Below are 13652 nucleotides of genomic sequence, written 5' to 3'. Positions count from 1 at the left end.
CCTACTGTCAGTTATATTTATAGAATATATTCAATTTTGATATTAAAGATTGAATTTGAATTAACGAATTCGACAACGTTTTTATATATGTGGGTTCTCCTTTCCGAAGCGGGTTTATACGTTTTGATGAATGATTTTTCCGGGAGAAAAATCAAAATCAAAATCACACCAAATTCCAAATTGAATCGAGATGGAAGTGCTTTTAAGGCCAAAGTCGGAAATGAAAGGGAAATACGCGTTGCTTAAAATATCTAAAATGTAATTCCCCTCTAAAATTCCGCCCTTACGAAAGAGAGTAACGTTGCTGTTCGCCTCTACGATTGCTTGATAACAGGCTAATTTAGGATCGGCCGCATCTCTGAATTGTTTTAAAAAGACCATTCCAACTTCGGGAAAAAATAAATGCTCCAAGAGATTGATTGTCGAGCCAGCGCTCGGAATCTTGATCTTGAAAGGGTCATCGAAGAGAATCTTAGCGAATTCATTTCCCAACTTAGACAAATCATCGAATGATTCCTTTGAGTGAGTTTCTTCCGGAGGACAGGAAAGAGTAAATATCCGTTGAGAGATAGCCTGACGGTCTTTGCCGCGAGGAGTGATCGCATCCACGGAAAAGTATTCTGGAGGAACTTGAAGAGAAGGTATTTGAAATTCACCTTGAATTTTATGAAAACCGTAGATTTCCCTTCCCGTGGCCATTGCGGTAGGAATATCTACGAAGAGATAAGGCTGATAAAACCGAATTCGAACCGGATCTTTTGCAAAAAGAGGAATCCAAAAACCTACGTCTGTTTCCTTCACCCAGCCGCAATCGTTGCCCGGAACGAGATATTTCTGTTTTGCAAATACAAGAAATAACGTATCCGTAAATGCGGAATAATGCGTCTTACCACTTGCGGGATCGTTTAAATCTCGATCTACGATAAATTGAATCGCATTCTGATTTCCTTGTATACAAAAGGCGTAAAATTCCACTTGTTTCATCTGGTAAGGCGGGGGAAGTTCCTGTTCACCTCCGCGAACAATATAGTCTGTCATGTCGGCTCCTGTCTTGGCGTTCAATGTTTGATATATTTTTCAGATATTGTAAATAATAAAATCATAGTGTTGCTGTAAAATGAATCGTAAGCATTGGTAACGCTTATTAAATTTTTATTTTGTTGCGGTTTGTGTCTGACTGATTGTTACTTTAGGGTTTAATAAAGCTTCCGTTGCTTTCGTCTGATGTTTGTTTTTTAGATTCAAGCTTTGATTTAAAAACAAAAAACGTATTTTATGCCCGGATTTTAATAGTAAGTTATACATTCTTAAATCGGCTTTATCCGGTTTAAATGAGAAGAAAAGGAGACTTGGAATTACTTAGGAAGTGAGTTTTTTTCTACGGGGATTTTATTCGAGTGGATTTTTACAAATGGAAAAGCGCTGTAAGATGTTTTATTTTATAATTAGAATTTTATAATATTTGTAATAATTTTTGACCTAGCCCCCGAATTTAGAACCAATTAGAATGTTTGAAATCCTCTGAAAAGCATATAATTTTGGAGGAAAATATGAAGAAACGTTTCAGTGAAGATCAAATTCACAAGATATTGAAGGAATCGGAATCAGGGGCATCGACCTCTGATGTTTGTCGTAAGTATGGAATCAGCGGAAATACTTTTTACCGTTGGCGTTCGAAATACGGAGGTTTAGAACTGAGCGATCTGAAGCGAATGAAGACTTTAGAGGAAGAGAACAGTAAGCTAAAGAAACTATATGCAGAATTAGCTTTAGAAAATGAAGCGATCAAGATGTTACTCGAAAAAAAGTGGTGAGCCGCGAGCAGAAACGAGAGGCAGTTATGTTGATCAAAACGAAACTTGGAGAACGAAAATCCTGTCGTCTCTTGCAAATTTCCAGAACCGTCTTTCGGTATCGTTGCGGACTTCAAGACAAAAACAAGGAATTAAAGGATCGAATTCGTTCTTTAGCGTATAAACATAGAAGAGCGGGATATAGGCAGATCCATTCTTTCATTCGTCAAGGAGAGCATGTAAATCATAAACGAATCTATCGCCTGTATTCCGAATTGGGCTTAAAATACCGAATCAAGCGAAAACGAAAGAGGCTGTCATTGCCTACTGTTCCAAAGATTGTTCCTAAGAAATCGGAGGAAAGATGGTCAATGGATTTCATGTCGGATTCGCTCTATTCGGGAAGAAGATTCAGAATTTTGAATATTATCGATGACTTCGGTCGATTCGCAGTCGTAACGAAGGCGGAATTCTCAATTACTTCAGAAAGATTAGTAAGGATTTTGAATGAAGTATCCGAAGTCCGTAGTCTACCAAAACAAATTGTTGTGGATAATGGTCCCGAATTCACATCAAAAACATTTTTACGATGGGCTTTCGAAAAAAGAGTCGATATTCATTTTATCACACCGGGCAAGCCTACTGAAAATGCCTTCATCGAGAGCTTTAACGGAAAAATGCGAAACGAATGTTTAAATGAAAATTGGTTTAAAGATATCGAAGAAGCCCGGCGCCTCATCGAAGAGTGGAGAATCTTCTACAATTCAGAAAGGCCACATAGCTCACTCGGGGGATTAACTCCGGAGGAATATTTAAGACGCTCTGCTTAAGAGGATTTTCACACATTACGCTGGTACTAAAAATGGGGGCATGTCATTTTCACAAACTTATCTTTTGGGATTTTTTGTTTGTTGCCTTAAAGTTCGAATTTCTTATTACAAAGAATAAAGTTGGCACATCCTGGGATTAGGAAGAGTGCGGATCGGAATTGAAAAATCGACTGTAAAGCTGTCTAAAAACCTAAAAGGAAATCAGTTACAATTGTTCAGCAGGTGTTTATACTGCGACCGCTACGTAAAGAGTGTTGTGAGTTTTAGCGCAATTCCCGTTTAGAGGCGGAATTTTGGGAACTTTATCATGTAGAGATGAGTAGGACAGATTTTGTATAAAAATACGGATGATTCTGAAAGCGAATTATTCAATCCGTTTTCAGAATTCGCTTCTTATTGAGTAAGTTGATTGGTTTTTAATTGGTTTGATGGGGTGGTCGTTAAGGTCGGTGTAGGAGTTACGACCGGTTCCTTGTCTACGACTGTGATTCCGTTCTTCCTGTCGACGGTCCCGCCTTCTACCATAACTTGTAAAGAGCGAAGCCCGGGTTTGTTACTCGTTAACCATTTTTGAAAATTAGAAATTTTTTGAACACAGTAGTGGAATCCCCTGTCCGTGGAAATTTCGGAACCGGGAGACCAAGGGAACAAATCTTTGCGTACGGAAATCGTTCTCACAACAAGAGAATTTTCTTCGATCGGAAGATTGAGAATGGAATTCTTAAATTCTTGAGGATAAGAGAAATATTCTTCTGCGTTGCTAAAATAAATAACTCCGATTTTATGACCTACTTTTTTCAAAGTGTTTCCAATTCCGGTTAACGTAATATTTCCGAGAAGATTTCCGCGAACCGGGAAAATTCTTCCATCGATCGCCAATTTGCGGATGTAAGAGTATTGTTCTTCGTCGGTTTGGAACATCTTGTAGTTATATTTTTTGGCCAGCATCAAGTTGGTTCTATGACGTTTGCGAATAAACGGAGAAGCTTGTTTATAAACTTTTTTGTAGACTTCCGGATCGGGGAAAGAGGTCTGGATTAGCTCAAGAGCTTCCTTTTCGCCTTCTTTACTCCAAAGGTGGATAAAATCCTCCTTCTTTTCTCCTTTTTTAAGGAAAAAAATCGTGATCGTATTTGCGTGAACGACTATCTGGGTAAAGTCCATAAGATAAATAAAATCCGATTTCGCCCAAGCCGCGATCGTGAGATTTTGTTCCGATCCGACTCCAACATAAGCGTTTCCTATGTTTTGAACGTGAGGAATGAGAAGATCCAAGCGATCTTCGTTGGAAACTGTAGTATCGCCCACGTCCCATTTTGTAGGAACGAGGATTTCTTGAGGAGTCTCCTTAAAAATCCCGAGTTTGGAAACGAGATCTTGTTCGCTTAAATGGCGATTTTGGTTCTCTTCGGTTTTCTTAGATCCTGAGCAAAACGAAAAACAAAACGCTGAGAGCATAAGAATAAAATAAATTTCTAATTTAAAATTATTGATCATATTAATTGTTTGCGTCCTTAGCGCAACGAAAGCCGAAATGATGGTATTCCGGAAAGTTCTCCGGAATGTGGGCTCTCCTTTTGGAGCCCCTCGCATAATTTGCCGGCCACCACCAAGAACCGCTTTTTAAAACTTTCTTTGAGTGACCCGGACAGGATTCTTTTCCACCGCAAGGACCTTTGGGGTCCTTTCCTCTACACGCATCCCCGCAGGCTTTAAAAGAAGGGGAATACCAATCCGCAGTCCATTCCCATGAATTTCCGGCCATATCGTACAAACCGTAAACCCCGGGGGCTTTTGTTCCGACGTCGGCTGTCGGCATAAGATGTGGTTTCTCCGTTTTTTTAGCGACGCATCCTTTGATATCTCCCACTGCGATAATCGCTTTTTCGCAGGTTGCGAGTTCGTTTCCCCAAGGATATAAATTTCCATCGGGCCCTCTGGCCGCTTTTTCCCATTCCGCTTCAGTTGGAAGTCTTTTGCCTGCCCATTCGCAGAATTCTTTTGCCGTATACCAACTGATTCCTACCGCGGGTTGTTTGGGACTTAAGTAGGGTTTACCATAACGTGGTCCGATGTAATTACATTTACCCGTCTTTAGGCATTCTCGGCATTTGCCCGCGTTTTTGCATTTGTCAAATTCTTCGTTCGTGACTTCGTATATATCCATATAAAAGTCACTCACATAAACTTTCTCCTCCGGCCTCTCGTCCGCGTCGTACGTGTTGCTTCCTCGGATGAATTCTCCGGCAGCGATACATTTCATTCCGGCGATTTCTTTTCCGCCGCAGGGAGGGGAGTCCGCAAACAATTTGTACGTACATTCCAAACAGGCGGTCGAAATCGTTGCGAGCAGAAGGATATTTCGGATTTTCGATTTCATGAAGATTCCTATCCTAAAGGATTCCGTAGTAGGGAGAATCTTTTAGAATGAGGATAGACTGAAAAAGGAAACGAACAAATCAAGTATTTTAAAAAATCTCTGGATTCTTAAAACGATCGGAACAAATTAGTTCTAATACTTAAAAGAGAATGAAACCGTATTCCGTCTTTCCATTTCGCGTCATACTTTTTTTTTGTATGAGTCTGTTTGTAATCGTTTCCTGCGGAGGTTTCTTTCGAAAAAAAATCCTGAATTCTCCGTTAAATGATCCAAGAAAAATGCTCCTTGTTCGGATCGATCCCGGGTATCTAGGAGAATTTAAGGAAAAAACCGAAGGAAAATACGCCATCAGTTATCAAGAGGCCGATTCTTATTATTCCGTGATGAGTAAGGAAGACGTCGAGAAATTCGGATTTCCGTCTCCGGGAATTACGGTCGTCAAACAATACTTTCCGTTTAAATACTATTCCGGAAATTATCAGGATCTTATCAAAGAACGGTTTACCGATCTTGAGGATCTCAAAAAAGGATATAAGGATAATATATTAAATATTCATTATTTACTCGGAGTTGCAAGTCGTTACCCCAAACGAGCTCGCGTGGAAGTAATCGGTAAAACTGCAAGAGGCAGGGAGATTCCGGCATTGCTTCTTACTAACACGAATCTGTCCGACGAGGAAAAGATCTCCGTTCTTTTCAATTGCGCCCATCACGCGAACGAAGTCATCTCGATCGAACACTGTTACGATATCATATATTCCGTTTTATCCAAACCTAAAAGATATGAGGAAATTCTAAATAAGATGAAGATCTGGGTTGTCCCGATTGTTAATCCGGACGGAGCCAGACACTTTTGGCATGTGTCCAATTTGATGGGAAGAAAGAATGGTCATCCTGGAATCGGTCCGGTAAATGAAAAATTAAATCCGGGAGTCGATATCAACCGAAACTATCCTTTCTTTTGGGGAAAAACGGGAGGAGGTTATTCTTCTTCGAATCCTTCCAACTATTTTTATAGAGGGCCTTCAGCGGGATCGGAACCAGAAACAAAGGCGATGATGGATTTGGCCGATCGGGAAAGATTTGCTGCGTCCATTAGTTATCACGCATATGCAAATTGTCTGTTAATTCCTTATTCAATCGACTCCTTGAACAATCCAGAACCGGACATGGCCGGGGAATTGGGGAGGAAGATCGCGGCTTCGGTCGCAAGCCTCAATCCCGAAAAAGAATTCGAAGCGAAAAAAAATATTTATCCTATCGATGGGGTGGATCAGGATTATTTATACTTCACTCATGGGACACTCGCGTATCTTTTGGAAACCACGCATCTAAATCCCGCATATGGGGAAGTGGAGAAGGTGAATGTTTCTTTGAGAGAAACTTGGAACATTTTGTTAAACGAAGTCTTGGAAGGAAGAAAGATTTTCTTGAAAGTTACGGACGAATTTGGAATACCTCTCGAAGCGAAAGTCGAAATTGAAAGAGTAAAATACTTTCATGAGGAAATTCGGGTTTCCAATCCGATCAACGGATTTTTCTTTCAGCTATTTCCCGATCGAAAGGAAACGAAGATCACAATTTCCAAAGAAGGTTACGAAGCCGTGGAGATTTGGTCCCGACCTCGCCGAAGTTGGAAACCTCTAAAAATCATACTTAAGAAAAGTGGAATTTAATGTTTCGCATCGGAAACGAGATATACCTTGTCTTTTGTACGCTGATTTGGGGAGGAACGTTCACCATGACGGTTTTCGGACTCAGAGACACTTCCCCCTCCATCTTTTTGGGTCTTCGTTTTGGGATTGCAAGCTTCGTTTTTTTTCCGTTCGTTTGGAAGGAATTTAGAAGCGGTAAAGTTTGGTACCCGAGTGCGTTTTGGCTCGGAATGTTTTTGTATCTCGGGTTTGCTTGTGAAACCTTAGGACTCAAAACTACGACGGCGACTAAATCCTCTTTTTTAATCGGAACGTTAGTCGTAATTACGCCATTTCTGGAAGCGGTTTTCAAAAGGAAAATGCCCGCAAAGGGAAATCTTTTGGGGGCTGTCGTGGTTTTTACTGGAATTTGTCTGATCCTTTTGGGAGAAATCGGGATGGAAGGTTCTTTGATGATCACAAGCGGGGATTGGATTACTCTTGGCGGCGCATTTTTTTTCTCTTTGTACATTATTCAAATGGATCGTGTGAGCGCCGAAATTCCGATTCGAGTTTCCATTTTTTATCAGTCCTTTGTGGCTGCTTTTCTCGCTTTGGTGTCTGTGATCGGTCTTCATTTTACCGGAATCGAGGAAGCGAGGATTAATCCGAGCATGAGATTGATTCCGGGGGTGTTGTACAATGCGCTTTTAGCCTCGGTATTGACCACATTTTTGCAAACAAAGTTTCAACGTTATGTGTCACCAACTCGTGTGGGAATTATCTTTTCTTTGGAACCTGTTTTTTCTTCCATTATCGCCTTTTTATTATTAGGTGAAACTTCGGGTCCCGTTCGGATTGCGGGTTGTACGATCGTCTTTGCGGGATTGATTCTTGCGGAATTGATCGGAAAGGATCGAGAAGCCGATTTCTGATTTCATCGCTTTGGCTTTTCTATGAGGAGCGATTCTTTTTGTGAAAAATCATTCGATTCTTCGGAGTTTAGAAATTCTTAATATGGAATAAAATCGGAGAAGTGAACCTATTTCAAAAATATTTTACCTTTAGAATTTGTCCCAAAACCTCTAAATATAGGAACTCCTAAGAAACTGAGACGATTTTAGAATTGCTTGAAAATGCCCGATGCGACGGTTTTTGTAAGAATTCTTACATTGGACAAAATTTCTAAAGAATGATCCAGAAATTTTTGGAGGTTTTGGGACAAACCCTACTCATCTTTATATAATAGAGTGTCCAAAATTCTGCGTCTAAACGCGGAATTTACTACTCGAACGCACGAATAGAATACTATGACAAACTTAGTTCGAAAATTAAAATATTGGAATATTCCTTTAAAAAGTCGGGATTTCCCGATTTGACTTAATTTTTGGGAACCGCTGACTTTTGCAAAACCGGCCGCTTATTTTCGAGTATCATTTTCACGCGCCCGAGTAGTATGCTCAAATTAACGGAATTCTATTTTATAAGATCAATAAAACGCCGATTTCAAACTCTCTCAGATATTTTTGAGATAGCTTCCGATTAAAAGTAATACGAAGTCTGGCGGTTTAAATTATTATATTATAATTTACCAAAGTAGTATTTGTTGCCTACGTTTCCGATTAATGTGGTTCTGCGGTATAAATTGATTGTAAATGGGGTCGGAGCCGAACGCTCCAGCTTGCGATATCCTTCCGTGTAGCGACGCATATCGTTTCCGAAAATTCTCGCATCGGAGAGAAGTTCTATCACATTGTCGTATGTTTCCGGAGAGTTGATAATCCGAGGAATCGTCCCACGGTTCGATTTTAGTTTTTCCGAAATTTCATAAAAATTATTAAAAGATACACGGATGTCTTCCCGGTTTTCTCGGATCACTCCGGTGGAAGCCGCGAAAAAATCTTCAAAATAATCCGCAGAAGGTAAAAAATCCGGAGGTCTTTGTTCCTTTTCCAAGTAGGTGGGTTGAAAAAAAGTGGTGTCTTCTTTTTCGAAAGAACCCGGATCGATGTCGATCGTTCTCCCAGAGAGGATCGTATTTGTTTGGAATGTGATTTTATAGTTGTCCCAAAGCGTGACGGGCTCTTTGAGTCGGATTACGATCTCAATTGCTTTTGTCTGATCCTTATTTAAGAATCTTTGGTCTCCTACCTCGTCTATCGAAACCGCGTCCAAACTGCGAACAATTCCTTTTTCTACTCCCAGAATTCGAACCGGTGCGCCCGGATGAATTCCTTCCAAACGAGGATAATAAATTTTCATGGTATATGGATATTCATCCTGAGTTCCGGCCTTTTCAACCACGGAAACATAGATCCCTAAGGAAAATCCTAAGAAGAAAATAATCCCTGTCAAAATAGCTATATGTTTGGAAAGATTCATGAGTTGCCTATTTGTAATAAGATCGGATTTTATAGGACGGTTGTTCCGACGCGATTTCTTTTTTTGAAAAAGAGAGAATCATAGTGGGTTTATTTTCCCTACCAAGCTGGCTTACTGATCCCTACATAATAGAGTGTCCAAAATTCTGCGTCTAAACGCGGGATTTGTGTTCAAATGAACGGTATTTTTTATAGGGATTAGTAAGATCAAAATAGGGCGTTTTTTGATTTTAAAGTTTGTCTCTAGGGACCTTAAAATAACGTAAGAAGAGGTAATTTGCGGGAGAAGTTCCTACGCTTCAAGCGGTTAAAGCTAGAATCAGTATGAAATTGTAATATTGTCTTGGTCGTTTGAAATAGGGGAGTTCCCACATCAAAAAACAAGATGTAGAATGATTCCAAAACCCGATATGGAAACTAAGGAAGAAATTTCCCTGAAGAATGTATCCATGAGACATAATCTGATTGACTTCCTAAGAGAATTTGTGCAGAAAAGAAGAAACATTCTCCTTTTGGCTCTCCTGATCGGAATTTTGAGTGTTGGAATCATGCTCGGGTTTGGTTATCAGGGGATGATACCGCGAGAATTGAATAAGTTAATTATTACGGGGCATGAAAAGCTCAAAACGGAAGAAATCGTAAGAATGCTTGAAATTCAACCCGGAACCTCCTTTGATACGTTGGACTTGGATCTTCTGGAAAAAAGACTCTCCAGACTTCCCAGAGTCAATTCTGCCCGCATCACTAAAAAGTCGGAAGATCAATTACTCATAGAACTCACGGAAAAAAAAGCCGTATACGTCGTAAATTCGAACGGGCATCTTTACGAGATCGATTCGGAATTACGACTTCTTTCTAAGGACGATGTTCGTGAGAAGGATCTTTGTATTCTTTCCGGAAACTTTCCCGTAAAAAACGGAGCCATCCAAGACGCTATCTTTCGCGATCTTTACAATTCGGTGGAACAAGCTTTTCGAATATATCCCGCTTTAAAGCCGAGAATCTCCGAAGTTCTACTGCAAGAAGACGGGGAAATTTTTTTCTTTGCGGACGAACCGATTCAATTGAGAATTCAAATCGGCACTCTTCTTCATCGGGACCAAATCAGAAAACTCTACGCTATACTGGCATATTTTGAAAAAGATCGGATCCAATCCGAGCTTGTGGATATCAGAGGAGAAGACGCGGTCTATCACTGATATGTCGGAACCGAGAGATAAAATTATCGCTGCACTGGACCTTGGAACTTCTTTGACAAAGGTGGTATTGGCTCGACCTATTTCTGAGTATGAAGTGGAAATCATCGGAACCGGAGCTTATCCTTCCTCTGGAGTCAAAAACGGATCCATCATAAACATAGAATCCACTACGCGTTCCATCATAGAAGCGGTCAGCGAAGCTGAACTCACGTCCGGTCAAGAAATTTCTGTCATGGCGGTTAACATTACCGGGAAGACTGTTAGAGCAGATAATTCCAAAGGGGTCGTTGCGATCACAAATCGAGATAGGACCGTGACGGAGCCGGACGTGGTCAGAGTAATCGAAGCGGCGCAGGCAATTCGGGTCCCCGCGGATCAACAGATCTTGCACGTACTATCCAAAGAATTTTCCGTGGATGATCAAACAAGTATTCGAGATCCGATCGGAATGACAGGAGTTCGTCTAGAAGCGGAAGTTCATATCGTAACGGCAGGAATAACAGCGATTCATAATTTAGAAAAATGTATTGAATCATCCGGTCTCGCTTGTGAGGCGATGATTCTTTCTAGCCTAGCGTCCTCTGAGGCAGTTTTGACTTCGGGAGAAAAAGATTTGGGGACCGCAGTTCTGGATATAGGAGCCGGAATCTGCGATCTGATCGTGTATGTGGATGGAGGGATTTCTTATTCTTGCGTGATACCTTTCGGAGGAATCAACGTTACAAGCGACATCTCCATCGGACTTAAAACCACTTTAGAAACCGCTGAACTTCTAAAAAAAAGGTACGGACATACCGTTCTGTCCGAAATCGATCCTACCGAAACGATCGAAATTCCTCCGATCAGCGGAAGACCCGCGAGGCAAGTCCTTCGAGAGGAACTTGTTTCTATCATCGAACCGAGAATGAGGGAAATCTTCGAGATGGTCGATAAGGAACTGGAAAAGTCCGGAAAAAAAGGACTACTTGCGGGTGGGGTGATCCTCACGGGAGGAGGGAGCCTGCTCGAGGGAATCGACACTCTTGCGGAAGACGTGTTTCGTCTAACGGTGTCCAGAGCAAGACCCGGTGGAATCAGCGGACTCGCTGAAAAAGCGTCTTCTCCGGAATTTTCTACGGTGATCGGGATGATTAAATATGCTGATAGGATGACGGACATGGATCAGAAATCCGTAGACCGTTCCGAAGGCTGGTCTAAAAAAATCAGAAGATGGATTGAAGACAATCTTTGATCCGTCTTCCAAAAGGAAAAACAAAATATGATCCGATTTGAGGAAGAAGTAAAATCAAGCCCCGCGGTGATCAAAGTATTCGGAGTCGGCGGCGGCGGAATGAACGCAGTGACAAGAATGTCTAACTCTACTTTAAAAGGGGTTGAATTTACGATTCTTAATACCGACGAACAAGTTTTACTTCGTTCCCCAGTGGAAAATAAAATCATCTTAGGAACAAAAGTAACTCGCGGTATGGGAGCGGGCGGTGATCCAGAACTCGGTTACAGAGCGGCGGAAGAAGATAAGGAAAGAATACAATCCTCAGTCCGCGGAGCCGATATGGTTTTTGTCACTGCCGGAATGGGAGGAGGGACTGGAACCGGAGCCGCTCCCGTAATTGCAAAGATTGCCAAGGAAATGAAATGCCTCGTGGTAGGAGTTGTTACTCTTCCTTTTTCCTTCGAGGGTAAAAAAAGAATGGAGCTTGCTCGCAAAGGAATCGAACAACTTCGTTCTCACGTTGATACTTTAATCCTCATTAACAACGATTCCATTTTCAGAGTCGTGGATAAAAACACTCCGATCGATCTTGCGTTTCAAGTGATCGACGATATTCTTCTCAATGCTGTCAGAGGAATCAGCGATATTATCAACAATCCGGGACTTATCAATGTAGACTTTGCGGACGTGAAAACGATCATGCGCGACACTGGCGACGCCGTTATGGGCGTCGGCGAAGGAAGCGGAGAAGGAAAGGTCAAAGAAGCCGTTGAATACGCGATCAATAATTCGTTGTTAGATTCGACTTCGATTACGGGGGCTTCTTCGCTTCTTATTAACGTTTCGGGTGGAAAAGATCTTACGATCTCCGATTGGAATGAGGTTTCCGGAATCATCACGTCTCAAGTGGATCCGAACGCGAATATCATTGTCGGTCTTCACGAAGATGAAAGTCTTTCCAATAAAATTCGAGTGACCGTAATCGCTACCGGTTTTGATAGGCGTTCCTCTTCGGGAAAACTCATCCAAAATCAGAATTCGGCTGCAAAAGTTCAGGAAAACTACGGCCTTCAAAAGAAGGCGGTGGGAATGGAAAACTCTTCTACGAAGAAAAAAGAATTCTTTCAGGATGAAAACGTAGAGCAGAATCGAAATCCTGGATCTTTACGACTTCGTTCTTCGAACGGTTCTTCTCCGAAAGTGGACGACTACGACATTCCGGCGTATCTTAGAAGGAACAATTCGGGATCTTGATTCTTGCAGTTCAACCTTTTTGATAAATGTTATCCCAAAACCGTACAATGTGGAACTCCCGCGGCTTTCTTTTCGGATTTTGGGACAAGCTTAGTCAGAGTAAAAGGAAACTAGAATGTTTACGGATTCCGCTTGGCATATTGGATAAATTGTTCCAAAGCAGAAAATTTAGAAGATTAGAATATACTTTTTTATTCGTTGATTCAATTTCTATTTAGCGGTTTCGAAAAGTATCGTTGAAATATCGACGAAATCGGACTTATTTCGATTCTTCTTTCCCGAATTTCTTACATTCTTTTAAATCCTTAAACTTTTCCTTTTCCAGTTCGCATTGGACCTGTTTTAAAGTTTTTTCGGACATGCAACGGAGTACGATTGCCCGAGACATATCCGGTTGAAGAATCTGTTTGAGCATAATCTGTTGCATTGTGGGCGGGATTTCGTCTTCGGAGGCTTGTGCGATCAACTTTACATTGTGCATCTGATTTTCCACACATTCCTCTTCGTTCGGGGTTTTTCTGCAATCGATAAGAAATACGATCGAAAAAGTGAAAATAGAAATAAGAAAAGCGGACTTTCGCCCGCTTTCCATACAATTCTGCAATTTCAAAGGAATCGGATTACTTCGCGTTACTCTCATCAACTGCGAACGTAGCCTCTACTCTTTTTCTAAGTTCTCTCAGATAACTTTTATCGGCATCTTTGAGTTTCATAGCTTCTTCGTAGAGCTTAATCGATTTTTCGAAATCGCCGATAGAAAAGTAGTAAGTAGCTAGATTTGCTTTCGCTCCCCAGGACTGTCCTTTCGCTTTTTTATCCGCTTTTTCCCAAGCTTCTTTCGCTTTTTTGAAACTTGGAGTTTCTCCTACGATTTCTTCGTAACCTTCTTGGAGGAGTTCTTTTACTTCCTCATCTTCGTCTTTTACGAAAACTTTAATTTTTTCCGTTTTAACGATCGGAGAAAGTCT

The 13652-nt window shown here is 41.1% G+C and carries 12 protein-coding genes (1 of these 12 running past the window's edge); 6 read left to right on the top strand and 6 right to left on the bottom strand.

Translation table 11 applies throughout. From position 1 onward, the window contains the following. Nucleotides 1-114: 114 nt before the first annotated feature. Nucleotides 115-1038, bottom strand: coding sequence for a hypothetical protein (locus tag FHG67_RS17710; RefSeq protein WP_004498618.1), 924 nt, complete (start codon nucleotides 1036-1038; stop codon nucleotides 115-117). Nucleotides 1039-1550: 512 nt separating this feature from the next. On the opposite strand from FHG67_RS17710, the gene FHG67_RS17700 reads away from it, so the two are divergent. Next, nucleotides 1551-2623 (top strand): IS3 family transposase gene (locus tag FHG67_RS17700; RefSeq protein WP_250185454.1). Its coding sequence is split into 2 segments (ribosomal slippage): nucleotides 1551-1788 and nucleotides 1788-2623, totalling 1074 coding nucleotides; the frame shifts between segments, so codons are not numbered across the junction. Between the two features lie 393 nt (nucleotides 2624-3016). Here the strand turns inward: FHG67_RS17700 and FHG67_RS17695 are convergent. Further along, nucleotides 3017-4120, bottom strand: coding sequence for an LIC_10091 family lipoprotein (locus FHG67_RS17695; RefSeq protein WP_004502359.1), 1104 nt, complete (start codon nucleotides 4118-4120; stop codon nucleotides 3017-3019). 1 nt (nucleotide 4121) lies between these two features. Further along, complete coding sequence (locus FHG67_RS17690) at nucleotides 4122-5003, bottom strand: formylglycine-generating enzyme family protein (RefSeq protein WP_004502372.1); 882 nt, start codon at nucleotides 5001-5003, stop codon at nucleotides 4122-4124. A gap of 149 nt (nucleotides 5004-5152) precedes the next feature. Here FHG67_RS17690 and FHG67_RS17685 point away from each other — a divergent pair, with 149 nt between their 5' ends. Both FHG67_RS17685 and FHG67_RS17680 read left to right on the top strand, forming a co-directional pair. Beyond that, the gene (locus tag FHG67_RS17685) at nucleotides 5153-6679 is read left to right on the top strand and encodes a M14 family zinc carboxypeptidase (RefSeq protein ID WP_004498625.1); all 1527 of its coding nucleotides are present in this window, start codon (nucleotides 5153-5155) and stop codon (nucleotides 6677-6679) included. Beyond that, entirely contained in the window at nucleotides 6679-7572 is an 894-nt protein-coding gene (locus FHG67_RS17680; RefSeq protein WP_016758298.1) for a DMT family transporter, read from the top strand. Before FHG67_RS17685 ends, FHG67_RS17680 begins: the two co-directional genes overlap by 1 nt. A 646-nt stretch (nucleotides 7573-8218) precedes the next feature. On the opposite strand, the gene FHG67_RS17670 is transcribed toward FHG67_RS17680, so the two are convergent. Continuing rightward, nucleotides 8219-9019, bottom strand: a complete 801-nt coding sequence (locus FHG67_RS17670; RefSeq protein ID WP_004501098.1) for an MlaD family protein — start codon at nucleotides 9017-9019, stop codon at nucleotides 8219-8221. A 448-nt stretch (nucleotides 9020-9467) separates the two neighbouring features. On the opposite strand from FHG67_RS17670, the gene FHG67_RS17665 reads away from it, so the two are divergent. The 3 genes from FHG67_RS17665 to ftsZ are packed head-to-tail and all read left to right on the top strand — an operon-like array spanning nucleotide 9468 to nucleotide 12684. Then, complete coding sequence (locus FHG67_RS17665) at nucleotides 9468-10217, top strand: cell division protein FtsQ/DivIB (RefSeq protein WP_026054174.1); 750 nt, start codon at nucleotides 9468-9470, stop codon at nucleotides 10215-10217. Nucleotide 10218: 1 nt separating this feature from the next. Further along, complete coding sequence (gene ftsA, locus FHG67_RS17660; RefSeq protein WP_004498633.1) at nucleotides 10219-11448, top strand: cell division protein FtsA; 1230 nt, start codon at nucleotides 10219-10221, stop codon at nucleotides 11446-11448. Between the two features lie 27 nt (nucleotides 11449-11475). Then, a complete protein-coding gene (gene ftsZ, locus FHG67_RS17655; protein ID WP_002626749.1) occupies nucleotides 11476-12684 on the top strand; it encodes a cell division protein FtsZ in 1209 nt (402 codons plus the stop codon). A gap of 259 nt (nucleotides 12685-12943) precedes the next feature. Here ftsZ and lep read toward each other — a convergent pair whose 3' ends face one another. Then, on the bottom strand, nucleotides 12944-13324 hold the full coding sequence (lep, locus tag FHG67_RS17650) for a LipL41-expression chaperone Lep (protein ID WP_061218888.1): 381 nt from the start codon (nucleotides 13322-13324) through the stop codon (nucleotides 12944-12946). After that, nucleotides 13305-13652, bottom strand: partial view of a lipoprotein LipL41 gene (locus FHG67_RS17645; protein ID WP_004498623.1) — the end only. It continues 720 nt past the right edge of the window; only the last 348 of its 1068 coding nucleotides appear in the window; its start codon lies off the right edge, out of view — the gene reads right to left on this strand; it ends in the stop codon at nucleotides 13305-13307. The genes lep and FHG67_RS17645 overlap by 20 nt, the downstream gene beginning before the upstream one ends.

It is taken from the genome of Leptospira weilii (assembly GCF_006874765.1).
GTDB classification, from domain to species: domain Bacteria; phylum Spirochaetota; class Leptospiria; order Leptospirales; family Leptospiraceae; genus Leptospira; species Leptospira weilii.
This window is presented reverse-complemented; position numbering and strand designations above follow the sequence as displayed.